The 19,976-nt window shown below is 61.0% G+C and carries 17 protein-coding genes and 1 tRNA gene; 13 read left to right on the forward strand and 5 right to left on the reverse strand.

Annotation, left to right across the window (positions count from 1 at the left end):
• The first annotated feature begins 184 nt into the window (after nucleotides 1-184).
• Nucleotides 185-261 (forward strand) — tRNA-Met (locus F3H95_RS04685).
• Nucleotides 262-283: 22 nt separating this feature from the next.
• Here F3H95_RS04685 and F3H95_RS04690 read toward each other — a convergent pair.
• From F3H95_RS04690 to F3H95_RS04710, 5 genes are read right to left on the reverse strand one after another with little or no spacing between them, the layout of a single operon-like run.
• Entirely contained in the window at nucleotides 284-826 is a 543-nt protein-coding gene (locus F3H95_RS04690; protein ID WP_149745111.1) for a hypothetical protein, read from the reverse strand.
• Entirely contained in the window at nucleotides 787-2,256 is a 1,470-nt protein-coding gene (locus F3H95_RS04695) for an FGGY family carbohydrate kinase (protein ID WP_149745112.1), read from the reverse strand. Before F3H95_RS04695 ends, F3H95_RS04690 begins: the two co-directional genes overlap by 40 nt.
• A gap of 8 nt (nucleotides 2,257-2,264) precedes the next feature.
• Nucleotides 2,265-3,224: a transketolase C-terminal domain-containing protein gene (locus F3H95_RS04700; RefSeq protein ID WP_149745113.1), complete on the reverse strand. Its 960-nt coding sequence runs from the start codon at nucleotides 3,222-3,224 to the stop codon at nucleotides 2,265-2,267.
• The gene (locus tag F3H95_RS04705; RefSeq protein ID WP_149745114.1) at nucleotides 3,224-4,045 is read right to left on the reverse strand and encodes a transketolase; all 822 of its coding nucleotides are present in this window, start codon (nucleotides 4,043-4,045) and stop codon (nucleotides 3,224-3,226) included. Before F3H95_RS04705 ends, F3H95_RS04700 begins: the two co-directional genes overlap by 1 nt.
• Nucleotides 4,046-4,089: 44 nt before the next feature.
• A complete protein-coding gene (locus tag F3H95_RS04710) occupies nucleotides 4,090-5,070 on the reverse strand; it encodes a TIM barrel protein (protein ID WP_143127026.1) in 981 nt (326 codons plus the stop codon).
• Nucleotides 5,071-5,423: 353 nt separating this feature from the next.
• On the opposite strand from F3H95_RS04710, the gene F3H95_RS04715 reads away from it, so the two are divergent.
• The 12 genes from F3H95_RS04715 (at nucleotide 5,424) to F3H95_RS04770 (ending at nucleotide 19,900) form a co-directional block, all read left to right on the forward strand.
• A complete protein-coding gene (locus F3H95_RS04715; RefSeq protein WP_143127027.1) occupies nucleotides 5,424-6,365 on the forward strand; it encodes a D-ribose ABC transporter substrate-binding protein in 942 nt (313 codons plus the stop codon).
• A 72-nt stretch (nucleotides 6,366-6,437) separates the two neighbouring features.
• Complete coding sequence (locus F3H95_RS04720; RefSeq protein ID WP_210248537.1) at nucleotides 6,438-7,055, forward strand: DUF2291 domain-containing protein; 618 nt, start codon at nucleotides 6,438-6,440, stop codon at nucleotides 7,053-7,055.
• A complete protein-coding gene (locus F3H95_RS04725) occupies nucleotides 7,052-8,581 on the forward strand; it encodes a sugar ABC transporter ATP-binding protein (RefSeq protein ID WP_149745115.1) in 1,530 nt (509 codons plus the stop codon). The genes F3H95_RS04720 and F3H95_RS04725 overlap by 4 nt, the downstream gene beginning before the upstream one ends.
• Entirely contained in the window at nucleotides 8,578-9,642 is a 1,065-nt protein-coding gene (locus F3H95_RS04730; RefSeq protein ID WP_149745116.1) for an ABC transporter permease, read from the forward strand. The genes F3H95_RS04725 and F3H95_RS04730 overlap by 4 nt, the downstream gene beginning before the upstream one ends.
• 129 nt (nucleotides 9,643-9,771) lie before the next feature.
• A complete protein-coding gene (locus F3H95_RS04735) occupies nucleotides 9,772-10,581 on the forward strand; it encodes a DeoR/GlpR family DNA-binding transcription regulator (protein ID WP_143127030.1) in 810 nt (269 codons plus the stop codon).
• 712 nt (nucleotides 10,582-11,293) lie between these two features.
• Nucleotides 11,294-12,706 (forward strand): UbiA family prenyltransferase, encoded by a 1,413-nt coding sequence (locus F3H95_RS04740; protein WP_185969934.1) that lies wholly within the window; start codon nucleotides 11,294-11,296, stop codon nucleotides 12,704-12,706.
• Between the two features lie 62 nt (nucleotides 12,707-12,768).
• On the forward strand, nucleotides 12,769-14,040 hold the full coding sequence (locus F3H95_RS04745; protein WP_244617886.1) for an FAD-binding oxidoreductase: 1,272 nt from the start codon (nucleotides 12,769-12,771) through the stop codon (nucleotides 14,038-14,040).
• A gap of 11 nt (nucleotides 14,041-14,051) precedes the next feature.
• Nucleotides 14,052-14,789 (forward strand): SDR family NAD(P)-dependent oxidoreductase, encoded by a 738-nt coding sequence (locus tag F3H95_RS04750; protein ID WP_210245908.1) that lies wholly within the window; start codon nucleotides 14,052-14,054, stop codon nucleotides 14,787-14,789.
• Nucleotides 14,789-15,721 (forward strand): NAD-dependent epimerase/dehydratase family protein, encoded by a 933-nt coding sequence (locus tag F3H95_RS04755; protein WP_149745118.1) that lies wholly within the window; start codon nucleotides 14,789-14,791, stop codon nucleotides 15,719-15,721. Before F3H95_RS04750 ends, F3H95_RS04755 begins: the two co-directional genes overlap by 1 nt.
• 115 nt (nucleotides 15,722-15,836) lie before the next feature.
• Nucleotides 15,837-17,120, forward strand: coding sequence for an NAD(P)/FAD-dependent oxidoreductase (locus tag F3H95_RS04760; RefSeq protein WP_143127035.1), 1,284 nt, complete (start codon nucleotides 15,837-15,839; stop codon nucleotides 17,118-17,120).
• Entirely contained in the window at nucleotides 17,117-17,536 is a 420-nt protein-coding gene (locus F3H95_RS04765) for a GtrA family protein (protein WP_149745119.1), read from the forward strand. The genes F3H95_RS04760 and F3H95_RS04765 overlap by 4 nt, the downstream gene beginning before the upstream one ends.
• Nucleotides 17,537-19,900 carry a hypothetical protein gene (locus tag F3H95_RS04770; protein WP_149745120.1) on the forward strand — a complete coding sequence of 788 codons (2,364 nt, stop codon included), beginning with the start codon at nucleotides 17,537-17,539 and terminating at the stop codon, nucleotides 19,898-19,900.
• Nucleotides 19,901-19,976 lie beyond the last annotated feature (76 nt).

The raw sequence follows: 19,976 nt of genomic DNA on the forward strand, positions 1-19,976 counted from the left end.
AACGCCCCTGCGCCAATGGTACTTCGTCTCAAGACGCGGGAGAGTAGGTCGCTGCCAGGTCTGCTAAAGGCAATCAATATCTTCTCAAAACAAAACAAAAAGGGCCTCGGCCCAAAACGAGGCCGCTCTCAAGCGGCCTTTTTGCTGAAAAACAAACAGTCGGACATATTGTCCGCGATCTTGGCGCGGGGTGGAGCAGCCCGGTAGCTCGTCAGGCTCATAACCTGAAGGCCGCAGGTTCAAATCCTGCCCCCGCAACCAACGATACTTGTAACCGGCGCCATTAAGTCTCCTCCTCAGCGAGGACAGCTTCGAACCGGTTCAAATACGCCATCTTCTCTTCTCTTTCCTTGAACTCACCCGCCCTCACACGGCGGGCGAACTCGTTTGCGTGCTGTTCGCGCAGACCGGCCGTATAATCCTGGAAAGCCTGCATTGAAGCAATCACACCGACAAGGCGGCCATGGATGGTCAGCTCCGCCGACTTGCCATCGGCAGACGGCGCGATCACGACCTTTTGGACCAGCTCTCGCAAGAAGTTGAAATGACGCTGCACGTCGTCATGTTCGCTCGCACCGGCGCGGGCCACCGCCGTCAACGCACCGATCGCCGCCGAAAACATCGATGGATTGACCGTAAAGGTCTTGGGCGGACCGGACCGCTTCTTCTGCTGGATTCGGCGCGACGCTTCGATCTGCTGCTGGCCATGGAGGATTTTACGGGTGATCTGTGCTGCAATGGCGTCGTGCCTGCGCGATACTCCCCCGAGAAGCGGGGCAAGTTGTACTACAGGGTCATCTTGACCCGCATCAGCGCCTTGCGCCATCGCGAAAGAAGGTCTGCACGCGCGTCAGCGGACAGCGCTCCCGGAGAAAAATGCCGGGCATGCGAGGGCTCCGGAGGGTGTAGGCCCATCGCGCCGAACGCCATGGCCGCGGCCCCCAGTGCCCCCACTTCGGGTTGATCTCCCCGGCGCACCGGGCGGTCCAGCACGTCGGCCTGCACTTGCATGAGGAAGTCATTGGTCGATGCGCCGCCATCCGCCATCAGACCGGCGAGGTCGAGGCCCGTATCCTGCTGCATGGCTTCGAAGACATCGGCGATCTGAAGTGCGACGGCCTCGATCGTCGCGCGGGCTATGTGTGCAGGCGTCGTGGCATGGGTCATGCCGGAGATCGTACCGGTCGCATCATCGACCCAGTGCGGCGCACCAAGGCCTGCCAGTGCCGGGACGAAGACCACCGTGCCGCTCTCTGGTACAGATTGCGCGAGATCGGAGAGTGCGGCGGGGCCGGCAAGTCCCAGCAGGGTTGCGGCAAATGCGAGGGCCTGCGCCGAGACCGTGATGTTGCCCTCGAGCGCGTAGGCAACGCCGCCGTCGTCAGACCAGGCGATCGTACTCGAAAGACCATGCCGGGAGGCAACACGTCCGTCGGTCAGGGTCATCAGGGATGACCCTGTGCCGTAGGTCGCCTTGACGAGGCCCGGTCTGCGGACGCCATGACCGTAGAGTGCGGCATGACTGTCCCCCATCATGGTGAGAATGGGGATCCCGCCAGGCAGGGCCGTCGCGCCGGCTCCCGTCTCGCCGAAACGGCTGTTGGAGGGCAGGGGGGACGGCAGCGCCGATAGCGGGACCTTGAAGAGAGCACAGAGTTCGGCACTCCACACCAGTCTGACGGTATCGAACAGCATGGTGCGCGAAGCGTTGGAGTGGTCCGTCGCAAAGACGGCGCCATCTGTCATCTTGAACAGCAGCCAGCTGTCCACCGTGCCGGCGCGCAGCCGTCCCTGCTCTGCCAGATCGCGCGCCGATGCGACATTTTGCATGACCCAACCGAGCTTTGATGCCGGAAACAGGGCATTGATGGACAATCCGGTCTGATCGATGACAACGGCGTCGTGCCCGGCATCGACCAGGGCCTGACAGGCTACGGCCGTGCGGCGGCACTGCCACAGGATCGCCGGCGCCAGGGGGGCGCCGGTTTCCGCATCCCAGACAACGAGCGTTTCCCGCTGGTTGCTGATGGCAATGCCGCCAATCGGGCCGTGATCGCCGGCCACGATGTCGGCGATCACGGACTGGACGCTGTTCCAGATGGCATCGGCCGATTGCTCGGCCCAGCCCGGGCGTGGATAGTGCGAGGTGAGGGGTGCGGACGCCCGTGAGATGACCTTGCCGGAGGCATCGACGAGCACCGCCTTGGTGTTGGTGGTGCCCTGATCGATCGCGAGGACGAGTGGCTGTTGTTCCATCCTCGAACTCAGTGTTTACGCGCCAATGCGCGACGTGCAGCCGCAACGATTCCGTGCGGGGTGATGCCGTAATGTTCGAAGAGGAAATTCACGGAGCCTGTCACCACGAAGCCGGGAAAGCCGAGGCGCTCCACCGGTACCGGGTGGTGTCCCGCTGTAAACTCGGCAACGGCCCCGCCCAGCCCTCCGCGGATATGGGCTTCTTCCACCGTAACGATTGCCCCGGTTTGCGAGGCTGCGGCGGCAAGCGCCTCCTCATCCAGTGGATTGAGGGTTGCCATGTTGAGCAGGCGCACCGAGATACCCTCGGCGCGCAATGTGGCTGCAGCCTGCACCGCAAGATGTACCGTTGTGCCGCAGGCGATCAGGGTCAGGTCGCTGCCGGCCAGAACCATTTCCGCCTTTTCTGGACGAAAGACACGGTCCTTGACGGTAAGGTCGGGTACCGGCATGCGGCTCAGGCGAATATAGACCGGGCCATCATGCGCGGCGGCCCAGCGAACAGCCTGCTCCGTTTCCCAGGCATCGGCCGGAGCGATCACGGTGATGGCGTCCAGCGGGCGAAGCCAGGCGAAGTCCTCGATCGAGTGATGCGTCGGCCCAAGCTCGCCATAGGCGACGCCGGACGACTGGCCGACCAGCTTCACGTTGAATCGCGCATAGGCGATGTCGGCCTTGATCTGCTCCAGAGCGCGGCCGCTGAGAAAGCAGGATGCTGCCGAGACGAACGGGATCTTGCCGCCATTGGCAAGGCCGGCGCCCACGCCAACCATGTTCTGCTCGGCAATTCCGACATTCACGAGTCGCTCGGGGAACGTCTTCTGGAAACCGCCGAGTTTGGACGATCCGACGGAATCGTTGACGACGGCAACAATGCGCGGATCCCGGGCCGCGAGGTCTTCGAGCGTGCGTGCCCAGGCGTCGCGGCAATCGTGAAAGCCTTCCTGTTGGGTGGCGGGAGCAGCCATCAGACGAGTTCCTCCAAGGCAATCCTGTATTGTTCGGCATTGGGCACGCCATGATGCCACGAAGCCTTGTTCTCCATGAAGGACACCCCCTTGCCCTTCACCGTGTTGGCGATGACACACAGCGGGCGCCCCTTGCCGATGCGGGCCGGCGCGAGAACATCGAGGAGAGCCCCGATGTCGTGGCCGTCCACCATGACGGCCTCCCAGCCGAAGGCCCGGAATTTCTCATCAAGCGGATCGAGACCGTTGGTGTCTTCGGTGCCCATGCCCTGCTGAAGGCGGTTGCGGTCCACGATCAGGGTCAGGGTTTCGAGCTTGCGATGGCCGGCCGTCATGGCGGCCTCCCAGTTTGATCCCTCCTGCAGTTCACCATCGCCTGTCAGCACGAAGGTGCGATGGTCCTGTCCCGAGATCTGGGCGGCGATGGCAATGCCCAGCGCGACCGGCATGCCATGCCCGAGGGGGCCGGTGTTTGTTTCGACACCGGGCAGATAGTTGCGGTTCGGATGCCCGTTCAGCTTCGAGTTTGGCTGCATGTAGGTATCCAGCCACTCCTCCGGATAGTATCCTGCGGCGCAGAGCGCCGTATAGAGCGCCCCGGTCGCATGGCCCTTCGACATGATGAACCGGTCGCGGTTCTCCAGCCCCGGTTTCGTGGGATCATAATGCATCACCCCGAAGTAGAGCGTTGCGATGATGTCTATGGCGGAAAAATCCCCGCCCGGATGCCCGAGCTGGGCGTCATGAACCATCGTGAAGGCACGCCGGCGCATCCATAGCGCCTTGTCACGGATGGTCTGAACGGTATTGTTCTTGAGCATTCAAAGAGGCCTTTCAGTCTGGGCAGCGCCCCTGTCGCATGCGCTTACATGGCGCCGAACAGAGCCTTCTGGGCAATTCGCAACGCGGCGATGGCGTCGTGCCGGCTCTGGGCTTCCCTCAGGGCATCGAGATCGAGCGCATCAAGACCCCTAGCGGCGGCTTTCAGGAAGTCGATGGCGTGGTTGGCCGTTGCGACGCTGTCCTCGCGGAAGGGGAACTGGTCGAGCTGCCAGACCCCTTCCCATCTGTTCTTCCGCAGCACGTGGAAAAACTCGAAGAGTTCGATCGGATGCAGGCTGCCGGCGACCAGATCGTCATCCCAGCTGCGGTAGTTGTCGTTCACGTCCATGCCGAACAGACGACCGTAGTCGATGGCGAGCTGTGCGCTGTCGGCGGCGGATTCTCCGCCCATGATCGCATGACCGAAATCCAGGAGAATACCGAGGTTTGGCAGGCCGATCTTCTCGATGCCGAGAAGCGTACGGGCGACCGAGCCGAAGCTCATGCGCACCCTCGGTTCGCGCGGCTTGTACTCGATGACGAACTTGAGATCCGGATTTTCGCTGGCCAGCTGGCCCACGCCATCGAGTGAGTGCTTCCACAGGGTGCCGTAGTCGACCTGGAACGGGTAGTCCCAGCCATCCTGACCCGGCCAGAGTTTGACGTAATCTGCGCCGAAATAGCGAACCTGATCGCAGGCTTCCGTCACCAGCTCGTGCGTGCGCCGGCGGATACCGGCGTCCGGATTGGTGAACGAGCCCTTGGAGAATTCGCGCGTGTAGATTTCCGGCGTGATGCCGATGACGCCGAGCGTGTTGCGATCCAGTGCTTCCTTGATCTGCGCGCTGGAGAAGTTTCCGCCGAAAAAGGGATAGTTGATATCGACGACGGACAGATCCTTCACCTGGCCGGCAAGGTCGATCGCTTCGATCACGCTGCGTGGCGTGCCGTAGCCGTCTGTCGCATAGCGGTCCACATAGGTTGCAAAGTGCCAGATTCCTGCGCCGAAGCGTTGTGTTGTCATGGGGCGTCCTCCGGTATGGGGAAATCCATTCGCGTCTTCGCGAGGTCCGCTCTGCCAGACCTCGCGGCGGCGTCACAGGGAATGCGATTCAGGCGAAATGTGTTTCGATTGCTTTTATTTAATTTCGATATCTTTCACAAATTGCGTGTATCGACAAGTGATTTTTGCTCTCTCCCGTCACATCTGCTGCGTTGCAGCGAAAATCGCCTGAAATTGTGTGCGGATGCGGTGTGAATATTTCTGAAATTCACATAAATCACGAATGAAACAAAACCGTATTGACATAAATCGAAAACATTCGATAGGAATTGCTACAGGTCACAAGGAGGTGGCTTGGATAAAGGGGAGGTCACATGAATATTTCACGCCGTTTGCTCGTATCCGCGTGCGCATTGGCGCTGTCTGGCTTCGTGCCGGGCTTTGCCATGGCGGCCGGTACCATCGCGATCATCACGCCGAGCCACGACAATCCGTTTTTCAAGGCTGAGGCTGATGGTGCAGCGGCCAAGGCCAAGGCTCTCGGCTACGAGACGATGGTTCTGGTCCACAACGACGACGCCAACAAGCAGAATGAACTGTTCGATTCCGCGATTGCGGCGGGCGTCAAGGCCATCATCCTCGACAATGCCGGAGCCGATGCCTCGGTCGCCGCCGTCAAGAAGGCCAAGGACAAAGGCATTCCATCCTTCCTGATCGACCGCGAGATCACCGCGAGCGGCGTTGCCGTCTCGCAGATCGTCTCCAACAACTATCAGGGCGCGCAGCTTGGCGGAGAAGAGTTCGTCAAGCTGATGGGCGAGAAGGGCAATTATGCCGAGCTTGTCGGCAAGGAGTCCGACACGAATGCCGGTATTCGCTCGCAAGGCTACCACGACGTGATCGACCAGTATTCGAGCATGAAGATGGTCGCTCGCCAGACGGCCAACTGGTCGCAGACGGAAGCCTATACCGTGATGGAATCCATCCTGCAGGCGCATCCGGACATCAAGGGCGTCATCTCGGGCAACGATACCATGGCCATGGGTGCCTATGCCGCGCTGGAAGCTGCCGGTCGCAAGGACGTGATCGTCGTCGGTTTCGACGGGTCCAACGACGTGCGCGATTCCATCCTCAAGGGCGGCATCAAGGCGACCGTCCTGCAGCCGGCCTACCAGCAGGCCCAGCTTGCGGTCGAGCAGGCCGACAAGTTCATCAAGACGGGCGCGACGGGGGTCGAGGAAAAGCAGCTGATGGACTGCATTCTGGTCAACAAGGACAATGCCTCCAAGCTTGAGACCTTTGCTCTCAAGCCGTGATGCCTGGTCAGCAGGTCGCCCGGTGCACCTTTGTGCCGGGTGGCCGCTTCTGTTGAAGAAAATGGTCGTTTGATGATGAAACCCATCCTGTTCGCAACGGGCCTCGTGGTCGTGTTCAGCCTTTCGGGCTGCAAGCTCGTGAAGACCGAGAGCGCCACCGAGGCGGCCGCCGATCCGATCGCCACGCTGGTGTCCAAGACTTTCGAGGCAAAACTTGTTCCGGCCTTGTCCGAAAAGGCAGTCGATGTCGCGGTGCTGCGCAACGCAGTGACGGCTGGCCTGGATGATGCGGGGAGCAAATATGGACTGCGCGTCGGCGGTGCCGGCGGTGGCTGGAATTTTGCGGTCAAGGGCAAGGGCAAGGTGGTGATCGAGAACCGTGATACGAAGGCCGCCGTTGCGGAGGTTGACGTGGACGGAGACGGGAAGTCCGACGTGATCCTGCAACTCGGCCCGGTCGTGAAGGGGACGGCGCTGCGGGATGTCACGCCGCTCTATGACTTCTCGACATTCCGCGACCAGATCGAATATGCGCGCCTTGGACGCGCGCTCAACGATCGTGCTGTCTCGACTGTTCCTGCTGACGGCTCGATGAAGGGAAAGACCGTCCAGTTCCTGGGGGCAACGGTCATCCGCTCTGCGGGCGAAAAGCCGCTTGTCACCCCGGTTTCGATCGAGACAGCGCCATGAACGCGGCGCATCCGATCGGCCTGACGATCCGCTCCGGGTCGAAGATCTATCCCGGTACGCAGGCGCTGAAGAATGTCGACTTTGACCTGCGCATGGGCGCCGTCAACGTGCTGGTCGGCGAAAATGGTGCCGGCAAATCGACCCTGATGAAGGTCATCGCGGGGGTGGAGCAGTTGAATGGCGGAACCATCACGCTTGATGGCAGACCTGTCGTCTTTTCCGACCGCAGCGATGCCGCGCGGCAGGGCGTCGGCATCGTCTTCCAGGAACTCAATCTGTTTCCCAACCTGACCGTGGCGGAGAACATCTTTGTCGGCCGCGAAAAGACGGTGGGCGGCGTGCACATCGACCGGGCTGCCCAGTCTGCCGTTGCGAGAGCGCTGATGCAGCGGCTCGAGCAGGAGATCGATCCCGACACGCCGCTCGGCAATCTCAGGATCGGTCAACAGCAGATCGTCGAGATCGCCAAGGCGCTGGCCGAGGATGCGCGCATTCTGATTCTCGACGAGCCGACATCCGCGCTCTCCGCTGCCGAGGTCGAGGTTCTGTTTCGCGTCATCGGCGATCTGACGCGCCAGGGGGTCGGCATTGTCTACATCTCCCACCGGCTGGAGGAACTGATCCGGATCGGAGACTACATCACCGTGCTGCGGGATGGCGTCATCACCGGTGCGCGGTCGATGGAGGGGGTCGATATTCCCTGGATCGTTTCCAACATGATCGGCAGCGCCTCCAAGGAGTTTCCGAAGATGGAGCACCATGCGCTGGGCGAAGAGGTGTTTCGCGTCGAAGACGTCTCCTTGCCCCGGCCGGCTGGCGGTTACGTGGTGGATCATGTCTCGCTGTCGGTGCGATCAGGCGAAATTGTCGGTCTTTACGGTCTCATGGGGGCCGGGCGATCCGAACTGCTTGAATGCATCATGGCCCAGCATCCCGCGGCAAAGGGCAGGCTCTTCATCGCCGGCGCGCGTGTCAGGGAGCGAAGCGTGTCGGGCCGCATCCGCCGGGGCCTTGCCCTTATTCCGGAAGACCGCAAGCGCGACGGCCTGGTGCAGATCATGAGCATTCGCGAAAATCTGACCCTGTCATCGCTGGGCGATTTTACCACCGGTTTCCACCTCAGCCTGAAAGCGGAAGCGGCCAAGGCGGTCGAGTTCGTCAGGCGCATGGCGATCAAGATTGCGAGCCTGGAACATCCCGTCTCCAGCCTCTCGGGCGGCAACCAGCAGAAGGTCGTCATCGGCAAGGCGTTGATGACGAACCCCCGCATCCTGTTGATGGACGAGCCGTCGCGCGGCATCGACATCGGCGCCAAGGCGGAGATCTTCCGCACCATGCGCAAGCTTGCAGCTGATGGTCTGGGAATTCTCTTCGTCACCTCCGATCTGGAAGAGGTGCTTGCCCTTTCCGATCGCATCCTCGTCATGGCGAATGGCAGGCTGACCGGCGCTTTTCCGGCCGGTGCCGCCGCAGCGGACGTCATTTCCGCCGCGACGCCCCATCTGAACAAGGTTCAATCCCGATGAGCAGTCCCGTCTCCCCTCATGGCAGCAAGGCTGCCGGCCCGTCCTCGCAGACCTCGACGCTGCTGCTTCTCCTGAAAATGCGGACATTCGTGGCGCTGATCCTGGTGTTTGCCTTCTTCGCCTTCGCGGCTCCGAACTTCCTCACCGGCGCCAACATGCTGATCATCTCGAAGCATGTGGCGCTCAATGCCCTGCTGGCCATCGGCATGACTTTCGTCATCGTGTCAGGCGGTATCGATCTCTCCGTCGGCTCGATCGTCGGTCTGTGTGCGATGGTCGCCGGCTGGCTGGTCCTTTACGGGATCGATCTCCGGATCGGCTGGAGCCTGCAGTTCAACACCCTGGAGATCTGCGTGATCGTTGCCATTGCCGGTATCTTGATCGGGTTGATCAATGGCATCCTGATTACCAAGCTGAACGTTGCCCCCTTCATCGCGACACTCGGGACGCTTTACGTCGCCCGCGGCGCAGCGCTGCTGTTTTCCGATGGGCGAACCTTCCCCAACCTCGCAGGAAATCCGGACTATGGTTCGGATACCTTCAAGCTGATCGGTTCCGGCACATGGCTCGGCGTTCCGCTCTCGGTCTGGATCATGGTGGTGGTCGCCGTCCTGGCCGCCTATCTTGCGACACGCACACCGGTCGGACGCCACATTTATGCCGTCGGTGGCAATGAACGCGGCGCGGCCCTTTCAGGCGTCAACGTCGATCGCATCAAGCTGTTCGTCTACATGTTCTCCGGCTTCTGCGCGGCTCTGGTCGGCCTCATCATCGCCTCGCAGCTGCAGGCGAGCCATCCGGCCACGGGCGAGACCTTCGAACTCAACGCGATCGCCGCGGCGGTTCTCGGCGGAACATCCATGTCCGGCGGGCGCGGCCGTATCGGTGGTACCATCGTGGGGGCCTTCGTCATCGGCATTCTGGCGGATGGCCTGATCATGATGGGCGTCTCCTCGTTCTGGCAGACGGTCATCAAGGGTCTCGTGATCATCGCTGCGGTCGTGGTCGATCAGGTTCAGCAGAAGTTGCAGGCCCGCGTGGTCCTGCAAGGGCAGGCGTGAGGAGGGGCAATGCGCCTCCCGAGCAGGCTTTGACCCGGGATTTCAACGGGAAGCCACTTGTTGTATGGGAACCGTGGGTTAAGATCGAAACACTGCTGATTGCTTGCGAAATTCGAGGTTTGTCGGAACATGGACGCGAAGACAGAAAACGACTCGTCCGACTCCATGATCGGCCTGCTGTCGGAGCCCAGGCGTCGCCGGATCCTCGAATGGCTGCAGGAGGAAGGCTCGGCGCGCGTGCGCGAGCTTGCAACCGCATTCCACGTCTCGGAGGCGACGATCCGCCAGGATCTCGAGCGTCTGGAGAATGAGGGCTTCATCACCCGCGAGCATGGCGGCGCCTATCTGAATGCGGTCGCACCGCAGATCGGGACCATGACCCTGCATCACCAGGAGAACATGGACAAGAAGCGCAGGATCGGCGCGCTGGCCGCGGGGCTGGTGAAAGATGGCGAGACCCTGATCCTCGATGCCGGCACGACGACGACCGAAATTGCCATGCGGCTGGCGGGCCGTCGCAACCTGACCCTCATCACCAATGCACTCAACATCGCGATCATTCTGGGAGCGGTGCCGACCTTTGCCGTGCATATGCCGGGCGGCCAGTTCAAGTCGCCGACGCTGTCGCTCTCCGGTGACAAGTCGGTTGAATATTTCAGCAACATCTTTGCCGGAAAGCTGTTTCTGGCAACCGCCGGAGTGGATCTCGAGGCCGGGCTGACCTATCCGAGTTTTGCCGATCTCCAGCTCAAGGAAGCCATGATCAAGGCGGCAGCCCATGTCTATCTTGTGGCCGATTCAACGAAAATCGGCCGATCGTCCTTCACCCGTCTCGGATCTCTCGACGTCATCCAGTCATTGATCACGGATGACGGAATTCCGGACCGTGTCGCACGCGAATTCGAACGCCGCGGTGTCGAGGTTCTGATCGCATCCTGAGGCGAGACGGCATATCGACCCCTCAGGGGCCTGGCGAATGTCGCCGACATCGTCTCCTCGATCGCCTGGCACAGTCAGGATACGGCCGGCTTTGGGACATGCTCGGACGCGTTTATGGCGTTTCCGCATCCTCTGCATGCGCCGAGGTCATCGACCCGGCGGATTGAAGCGCGCCGGACCTCAGCTCCCTGCACGATCACTGCTCCCCTGCAATACCGCACGGCGACATGCGACCGACGTCTATGGGGAGAGATGTCCGGAAAGCCTTGCAACATCACGTAAAAAGGGAGGGCTGGAAGATCCGTTCGCCCTCAACATCTTCGCCACATGGACTTTTAGCAGTCAGATCATCTTGCAATCGATGCACGAAATGTCTTTGAGCAGTGCAGAAATAGCATGGCTGAACGGCGATACACTTTCTCGATTTGGATCGTTGGCGAATTCCCACTGTGCCCTTCCGGTAATCGCGGAAAGGGCGATATGGATTAAGTGTATCACGCGATATGCATGTGTGGGTATTGGGTATCACAATCTTTGCAATCGCACGCCCGGAAAACGCTTCGAGGGCAATTTCCGCTTGTTTTTTCGGGGCGTTATTCGTGTATGCAGAATTGCTTGCGAAGTGCTGATGTTGCGGAAGGGATGAACTGGAATGACGGCGGCCTTGTGTTCTTCAGGGAATGTGCACCGCATCGCCGATTCAGAGCCGGTGATGCTGCCCATCGTGGTCGATCTGGATGGCACGCTGGTCGTGTCCGACACCCTGCATGAATCCGCTGCCATCGCGCTCTTTCGAAAGCCGGCCTCCCTTCTTCTGGCGCTTCCGGAACTCAGAAACGGGCGCCATGCATTGAAGGCGGCATTGGCGAGGGAGGTGGATCTGACGGAGGAAGTGCTGCCGCTCCGCGAAGATCTGGTTCAATGGCTGCGGGAAAGGGCTGCCGAAGGGCACGAACTTCATCTGTGTTCCGCCGCTGATCAGACGGTGGTGGACAAGATTGCGCAACGGCTTGGTATTTTTGCCTCCGCGGTGGGGTCGGCCGCGGCGAACCTCAAGGGGCAGGCCAAGGCTGGCTATCTGAAGGAGCGCTTCCCGCAAGGGTTCATCTATGCCGGAGACCATCTTGCCGATCTGGCGGTCTGGGCCGTGTCGCGCGGCATTGTTCTGGCTGGCGCAAAGCCGGAAACGGCCCGCAAGGCACGTCAGCTGGGGAAGCCTGTTCTCGCGGAATTCCATACTGCCCAACTGACGCCCAAGGAGTTCATGAAGGCGATCCGCGTGCATCACTGGACGAAGAATGTCCTGATGTTCGTGCCCCTGATCCTGGCGCATTCCTGGACGGACGTCTCGCTCATACTCAAGAGCCTTTTGGCATTCTGTTGCCTGCTTGCGGTGACATCTGCGACCTATCTCCTGAACGACATCGCCGACCTCAATGCAGACAGACAGCACTGGTCGAAGCGACATCGCGCGCTTGCCAGCGGCCGGCTTTCCATTCAGTCGGGTTTTCTCCTGGCAAGCGGATTGCTGGTGGGTGGTTTTCTATGCGCCTTTCTGACATCGGTTCCGTTCGCGATGGTCCTGATGGCGTATTTCGTGATCACGGGAGCCTATTCGCTCGGCCTTAAACGCGTGCCTCTTCTGGATACCTTGATCATCGGCGTGCTCTTCACGACCCGCTTGATCATGGGAACGGTCCTGCAGGATGCCTCGCGCCCGGCCTGGATGCTGACCTTCGCCCTGTTTTTCTTCTTCTCGCTTGCTGTTGCCAAGCGGCATACCGAAATCGTTCGTGCATCAGCCAGTGGAACCTCCAGCCTGAAAAGCCGAGGATATGAGGTGGAGGATGCGCCGCTGACCCTTGCTCTCGGGATCAGCGCGGCCATGGCATCGCTGGTGGTCCTGATGATTTTCGTGCTGCTTGAGATGCTGCCGGGCAACCAATACAGTCGCCCGCAGGTTCTTGCCGTCATTCCCGTTCTTCTGTCGATCTGGCTTGGGCGGATCTGGCTTCTTTCCCATCGCGGCAGGATGAACGACGATCCCGTCAGCTTCGCCATCCGCGACAGGTTGAGCCTCGGTCTCGGCACAGTTGTCGCCTGCGTCTTTCTGGCTGCCCTATGAATCCTTTCTCGCCATCAGATTCCATTCGCTCCTGGGGCGGCGTGCTGAAGGCGCCGCATCATGTGGCAAGACCCGGTTGGAGGAGCGAACTGTCACGCCTCGTCCTGTCGGGGCGCCAGCAGGGCTATCGGCTTCTCGCCTGCGGTCTGCGTCGGTCCTACGGCGACAGCGGTCTCAATCCGCGCGAAGGCCTGATCGACATGACCGGCCTTGACCGGATGATCACGCTTGATCCTGCAACGCGGCGCATCCGCGTCGAGGCCGGTGCCTCCTTCGATGCCATCCTCCAGGTGATCGTGCGCCAGGGGCTGTTTCTGCCGGTGACGCCCGGCACCCGTTTCGTGACGGTCGGGGGTGCGATTGCCAACGATGTTCATGGAAAGAACCATCACCGGCATGGTACGATCGGCCGCTGGGTGCGTCGCCTTGGTCTGCTGCGTTCCGACGGGGTGGAACTGGACCTTGCGCCGGACGATCCTTCGGGACTTTTTCAGGCCACCATTGGCGGCCTCGGCCTCACCGGCGTCATCACCTGGGCCGAGATCGAACTGATGCCGATCGCGAGTGCCATGATGGATGTGGAGAATATTCCCTTTGGCAAACTCGACGAGTTTTTCACCCTGGCGGCCGACAGCGAAGACGCGTTCGACTATACCGTGTCCTGGATCGATTGCCTGTCCGGTGGTGAGCGTCTGGGACGGGGTATCTTTACCCGCGGCAATCACGCCGGGACGGGCTCCATCCTGCCGGACAGGGGCAATACGCTTCTGACCATGCCGGTGAATCTGCCCGGTCTTGCAATGAACCGTTATTCCATCAGCGCCTTCAATGCTCTGTATGTCTGGAACGGCAGGCGCAAGTCCGGAACCGCCCGAACCGGCCTGCACCCCTTTTTCTACCCGCTCGATTCGATTGGCCGCTGGAATCGCATGTACGGACGAAATGGTATGTATCAATACCAGTCCGTTGTTCCCGCTGCCGTCCAGAAGGAGGCGACGCATGATATGCTGAAGGCAATTTCGGCCAGCGGTCAGGGGTCGTTTCTGGCGGTCCTGAAAACGTTCGGGGATGTTGCCTCTCCCGGCCTTCTGTCCTTTCCGGCGGCGGGCACCACGCTTGCGCTGGATTTTCCAAACCGCGGGGACGTGACGCTCAAGCTGATGGGGCGGCTGGATGCGATCGTGCGTGAAGCGGGGGGACGTCTTTATCCGGCCAAGGACGGCCGAATGTCTGCGGCCATGTTTCAGGCAGGCTATCCGGCCTGGCAGGAGTTTGCCAAATACGTCGATGCGGGCTTCAGTTCGCATTTCTGGAAACGCGTCTCCCAGATCTGAGGGGAAAAGAATTGCGACTTATCGTATTGGGCGCCACGTCCTCCATCGCTGCCGCAACGGCACGACTTTACGCGGCAGATGGAGCGACCATCCTGCTGGTTGGCCGGGATCAGGATCGACTGGAGCAGACAGCTGCCGATCTGGCGATCCGCGGTGCTGAACGCGTCGAGACGGCCCTATGCGATCTTGCCGCACCGCAAGACGCGCAGCGGCAGTTCTCCGATTTTTCTGCCCGCATCGGCGGCGTGGATCATGTCCTTCTTGCCTATGGCATCCTGGGTGATCAGGCGGATGCCGAGCGCAACCTTGCTGCAGCCGAGGACATTCTGCGGGTCAACTTCAATTCGGCCACGGCCTGGGCCCTTGCTGCGGCCAACCTGCTGGAGAGGCAGGGGCGCGGCAGCCTCGTCGTCATCGGTTCTGTGGCGGGTGATCGCGGACGACGCGCCAATTTCATCTATGGTGCCGCAAAGGCTGGTCTCGCGGCACTCATGGAAGGCATCGCGCATCGTTTTGCGGATAAGGGGCCGCGCGCGGTTCTCATCAAGCCGGGTCCGACGGTCACGCCGATGACCGAGGGTATGAACCGCAGTGGCGCGCTGTGGGCCAGTCCGGAGCAGGTGGCGCAGATCGTCTACCGTCGCGCCTTCAGGGGAGGGCCGGTCGCCTATGCGCCGGGCTTCTGGCGCATCATCATGCTCGTCATCCGCAATCTGCCGAGCTTCATTTTCAACCGGATGGAAATCTGATGACGAAGATCATTGTCACCGGTGCTGCCGGACTGGTCGGGCAGAACGTGATTGCCCGCCTGAAGGGCGAACCGGGCATCACGATTGTCGGTATCGACAAGCATCCCGCCAATACGGCCCTGCTGCGCCGCCTGCATCCGCAGGTCGAGGTGATCGAGGCCGACCTGGCGGTCGAGGGCCCCTGGATGGATGTCTTTGCAGGGGCGGATGCCGTTCTCCTCAACCAGGCGCAGATCGGTGGTCTGGAGGAAGAGGAATTCGTTGCCAACAACGTGACGGCCACGCAGCTCATCGTGTCGGCCATGCGCAGGCATGCGGTTCCCTATTTCGTTCACATCTCGTCGTCCGTGGTGAATTCCAAGGCCGATGACTTCTACACACGCACCAAGACGGCCCAGGAGAGGTTCATCGATACGGTCACGGACATTGCGCATGTCGTGCTGCGGCCCACGCTGATGTTCGGCTGGTTCGATCGCAAGCATCTGGGCTGGCTGCGCCGCTTCATGGACCGCACACCGGTATTTCCGATCCCGGGCAATGGCAATTTCATTCGCCAGCCGCTTTACGTCGGGGATTTCGCGTCCATCATCGTCTCGTCGCTGCGCAGCCGGAAGACGGGAACCTTCGACATTTCGGGGCTTGAGCAGATTCCGTATGGCGACCTCATTCGCCTGATCCATCGCACGGTGAAACCGCGCGCAAAGATTGTTCACATCCCATATCGCCTTTTCTGGTGGTTGCTGTTCGTCTATGGAAAATTCAGTGCCAATCCTCCCTTCACCACGAACCAGCTGGAGGCGCTGGTGATACCGGAAACATTTCCGGTCATCGATTGGCCGGCGATCTTTGGCGTGACTGCGACGCCGCTCGGTGATGCGATCCGAGAGACCTACCTCGATGCCCGTTACAGCAGCATCGTCCTGGACTTCTAGAGCACGTCCGAGCCAAAAGTGCATCAGCGGTTTTGCGTCCGGACTGCGTGAAAACAAAGAGATAGAGCATTTCAGGTGATCCGGTTTTCACCGGAAATGCTCTAGGAGACAAGAGATGAGCCGTATCGTTATCATTGGCGCAGGCGCCATGGGCCTGGCAGCCGCGCACCGGGCCGTCACCCTCGGTCATCAGGTGGATCTGATTGAAGCAGACGCGGTTGCCGGTGGCATGGCCGCCCATTTCGACTTTGGCGGTCTCTCCATCGAGCGCTTCTATCATTTCGTCTGCAAATCGGATGCTCCCACGTTTGATCTGATGCGGGAGCTTGGCATCGGTGACCGCATGCGTTGGCGGCCGACATCCATGGGCTATTTCATGAAGGGACGCATCCACCCCTGGGGCGATCCGATCTCGCTGCTGCGCTTTCCGCATCTGAGTTTCCTCGCCAAGCTTCGAACCGGGATCCAGATGTTCCTGACGACGAAGGCACGGTCCTTCTCCTCCATCGAGCATAAATCTGCGCGGCAATGGCTCGAAGGCGGCTCCGGCCGGGAAGTCTACCAGACGCTCTGGAAGCGCCTGATGGAGCTGAAATTCTACGAACTCGCCGATGACATCTCGGCATCCTGGATCGCGACGCGTGTGCGGCGGATCGGAAATTCGCGCAGGTCGATCTTCCAGGAGGAACTCGGCTATATCGAGGGCGGGTCCCAGACCCTGGTGGATGCGCTGGTGAAAGCCTTCACCGACAAGGGGGGCCGGCTGCATCTGTCGATGCCGGCGCAAAAGGTTGTGACGGAGAATGGACGGGTGACCGGCGTGCAGGCCGGCGAGCGGTTCTTCCCCGCAGACGCGGTCATCTCCACCGTTCCCACGCCCTACATCTCCACCCTGGTTCCGGATCTACCGGCTGCAAGCAAGGCGCAGTATGATGCCATCCGCAACATCGGCGTCGTATGCCTGCTCTTCAAGCTGAAGACGTCTGTCAGTCGCAACTTCTGGGTCAATATCGTCGACGAGACGATCGATATCCCCGGCATCATCGAGTTTTCCAATCTGCGCCCGGTCCAGGATACCGTCGTTTACGTTCCCTATTACATGCCGACCTCGCAGCCCAAGTGGCAATGGAGCGACGATCAGTTCATCGATGAGGCGTTCGGCTACATCCGCAAGGTCAACCCGGCCATTGCGCCATCCGATCTTCTGGAGGCAAAGGTCGGGCGACTGAAATATGCGCAGCCGGTGTGCGAGCCCAACTTCTATGCCAAGCTGCCGCCGATCCAGACGCCGATCACCGGCCTGCAGATTGCCGATACCTGCTACTACTATCCGGAAGATCGAGGCATCGCCGAAAGCATTCGCTACGGCCGTCGCATGGCGGAGGCCGTTGCGCGATGAACGGCAGGTTCACCGCCCTGATCCATCAGCCATTCGTCCGGTTTGCCGTGTCGGGCGGCATTGCTGCTGCGACCAACATTCTCTCGCGATTGGCGCTGTCGCAGATCACCAGCTATTCGGTTGCGATCGTTCTCGCCTATTTGATCGGCATGACCACAGCCTATGTCCTGATGAAGATATTCGTCTTCGAACAGTCGGGACGCCGTGTTCACAGCGAGTATGTGCGCTTCGGGCTCGTCAACCTGGTCGCCCTTGCCCAGGTCTGGGGCGTCAGCGTTGTCCTGGCCAGGTTCGTCTTTCCCGCGATCTCGTTCGAGACCCATGCAGAGACGGTTGCGCACATCATCGGCGTGCTGAGCCCGATCGCCACGAGCTATTTCATGCATAAACATTTCACGTTTGCGGGAGGGGCGTAGATGCGCGGGCAGGAAACAAGGACAGCTGGACTTGGGTGGCATCTGGCGGCCTTCATTGCCTTGTTTCTTATCTTCTACCAGAAGATCGGCGCGCTTAGCTTTTACACGGTGGCCGCTGGTCTTGATCCGTCGTGGAGCGCGGCGCTTGTCCATGGACTTGAGCGCGGGCTTCTGTTCGGTACGGATGTCGTGTTCACCGGCGGGCCGTTGTCGTCGCTCTACACCCGCCATTTCAGCGTGGTCACGGCCTACCCCCTTGCGGTTCTCTCTCTTCTCATCACTGTCTTTCTCGCGCGCGTGTGGTCGATCCTTTTGGTCGAGCGCGGCAGCCTTGCGATTATCGCGATGGTTTGCCTTGTATCGTGGCTGACGGTCTTCAACAGCAGTGACAGCATCTTGCTGTTCGTGCCCCTTCTCGCCGGCCTTTATGGATTGAGCGGCGGGCGAAGCCGCATCTTGCTGTCGGGGGCCGGCGCGTTTCTCTGCGGCCTGATCATTCTGGCAAAGTTTTCGGTTTTCCCGATTGCCCTGCTTGCAATGCTGGTCCTTGACGTGAAGGCGGCGGTGGAACGGCGCCTGCCGATGCATCTCCTTTTGCTGGCTGCTGGCACGGCTTCCGGTTTTGTGGTCTGTGGTCAGCCTCTCGGCCAGCTTCCGGCCTTCATGGCGGCCAGTCTGGACGTCTCCAGCGGCTATTCCAGCGCGATGAGCGTCGTCACCGGGCTCAGTGTCATAGACCTCGCGACATGGTTGAGCATCACCACTGTATTCTTGGGGGCGTGGGCCCGTGCCCTCTGGAAGGGTCGGCGCGAACACGGATTCTGGCTGCCGTTTGCCCGCTTCATCGTGATGGCCGGTTTTCTCTTCGTCTCCTTCAAGGCAGGCATGGTGCGGCATGACCTGCACGCGCTGACCGCCTGGGCCTCGCTCAGCCTCGCAGTCCTCCTGAGCATCCTTGTCATTCCTGGCCTGTCCGGGGCGGCCGTCCGTCGGCGGATGGTGCTTGCCGCCATTCTGGTGCTTCCGGGACATGCCATGCTCTATTATGCCTACCGGATCGTGCCCTTTTCCGGCATTCTCAACATGCCATCCGCGATCGTGAGCGAGGTGAAGACGGCGGCCGAGTTGATCATGCGGCCTTCGGTCTGGCTTGCAAACCTTGAGGCGCGCAACAAGGCTGCACTGGCTGCGATCAAGGCGCAAACCCCGCTTCCGCCTCTCGACGGCACCGTCGATATCATCCCGTCGGCACAATCGGCTGTGATCGCGAACGGGCTTGCCTACAGGCCTCGCCCGACCATCCAGGAATATTCCACCTATTCCCCCCGCTTGATTGCCCGCAACCGTGCCTTCTTTGCCGGCGAGAGCGCACCTGATTATCTCATCATGCAGCCGGGCTCGATCGACGGGCGGCATCCCGCATCGGCGGAAGGGGCGCTGTGGCCGCTGTTCTTCTCGCGCTATGAAGCGGTTCAGTCCTCGCCGCTGGGCCTCATCCTGAAACGGAGGGCAACCCCGATTGCGGATGTGCTGGCGCCGGCCATCGAGAAGACCGCAAGCTTCGGGGATGAGGTTGCCTTTCCGGCGCCGGATGGTGCCTGGATGGTGTCCATCGACATCCGTCCCACCCTTTTGGGTCGTCTGGTCGATCTGGTCTACCGTCCGCCAATGACGGAGATTGCCGTTCGCTACAGCGACGGTTCTTCGGGCACCTATCGCCTCATCCCCGGCATGGCGGCGGACGGCATGCTGTTGTCGCCCCATGTCGCGAGCGCCAGTGATTACCTCATCGTCTCCACGGGCAATGCGGATGCTGCCAATCTGAAGCATGCAACCTCGTTTACGGTCAGAACCGGGATAAAGGCCGGCCTGTTCTATGATCGGGCCCTGGCCATCCGGTTCACGGCTTTGAATGCGGCCCCCCTTCGGGCGGCGAACCAGAATCAGTTCGTCCGGGACATGCAGGCCAAGGCAGGGCGGGTCATTCCCCTCCTGAGAAATAACGACATGCGACCGCCGACCCTTGAGCCTGCGGCGGAAGGTGTCTTTGCGCATGCGCCGGCGAGCCTGCGACTGCCGGTTCAGCCCGGCTCCACGCTCCGCCTGTTCTTCGGCCTGCGCGATGGATCGTGGAGCGGCGGAGGCAATACGGACGGCGTCTGCTTCATCGTCCGGTCGCCATCGGCAGGCCTTGCCGAACGGTGCCTCGATCCCGTACGCAATCAAGGGGACCGGGGCGAGCAGACGATGGATGTCGATGTTCCCGCCGATGTTACGGAGCTTCGGCTGGACACGGCCTGCCGCGCCGCCTGCACCTGGGACTGGAGCTATTGGGGCGGCGTCGAGGGCATCGCCGGGAAATGATGTGCAGGCGGACGTTCCTGGCTGGACCATCATGGGCCGGTTCATGCATGAGGATGTCACGTTTGCAGGAGCGGGA

This window comes from Rhizobium sp. RU35A (genome assembly GCF_900156005.1).
Taxonomy (GTDB): domain Bacteria; phylum Pseudomonadota; class Alphaproteobacteria; order Rhizobiales; family Rhizobiaceae; genus Neorhizobium; species Neorhizobium straminoryzae.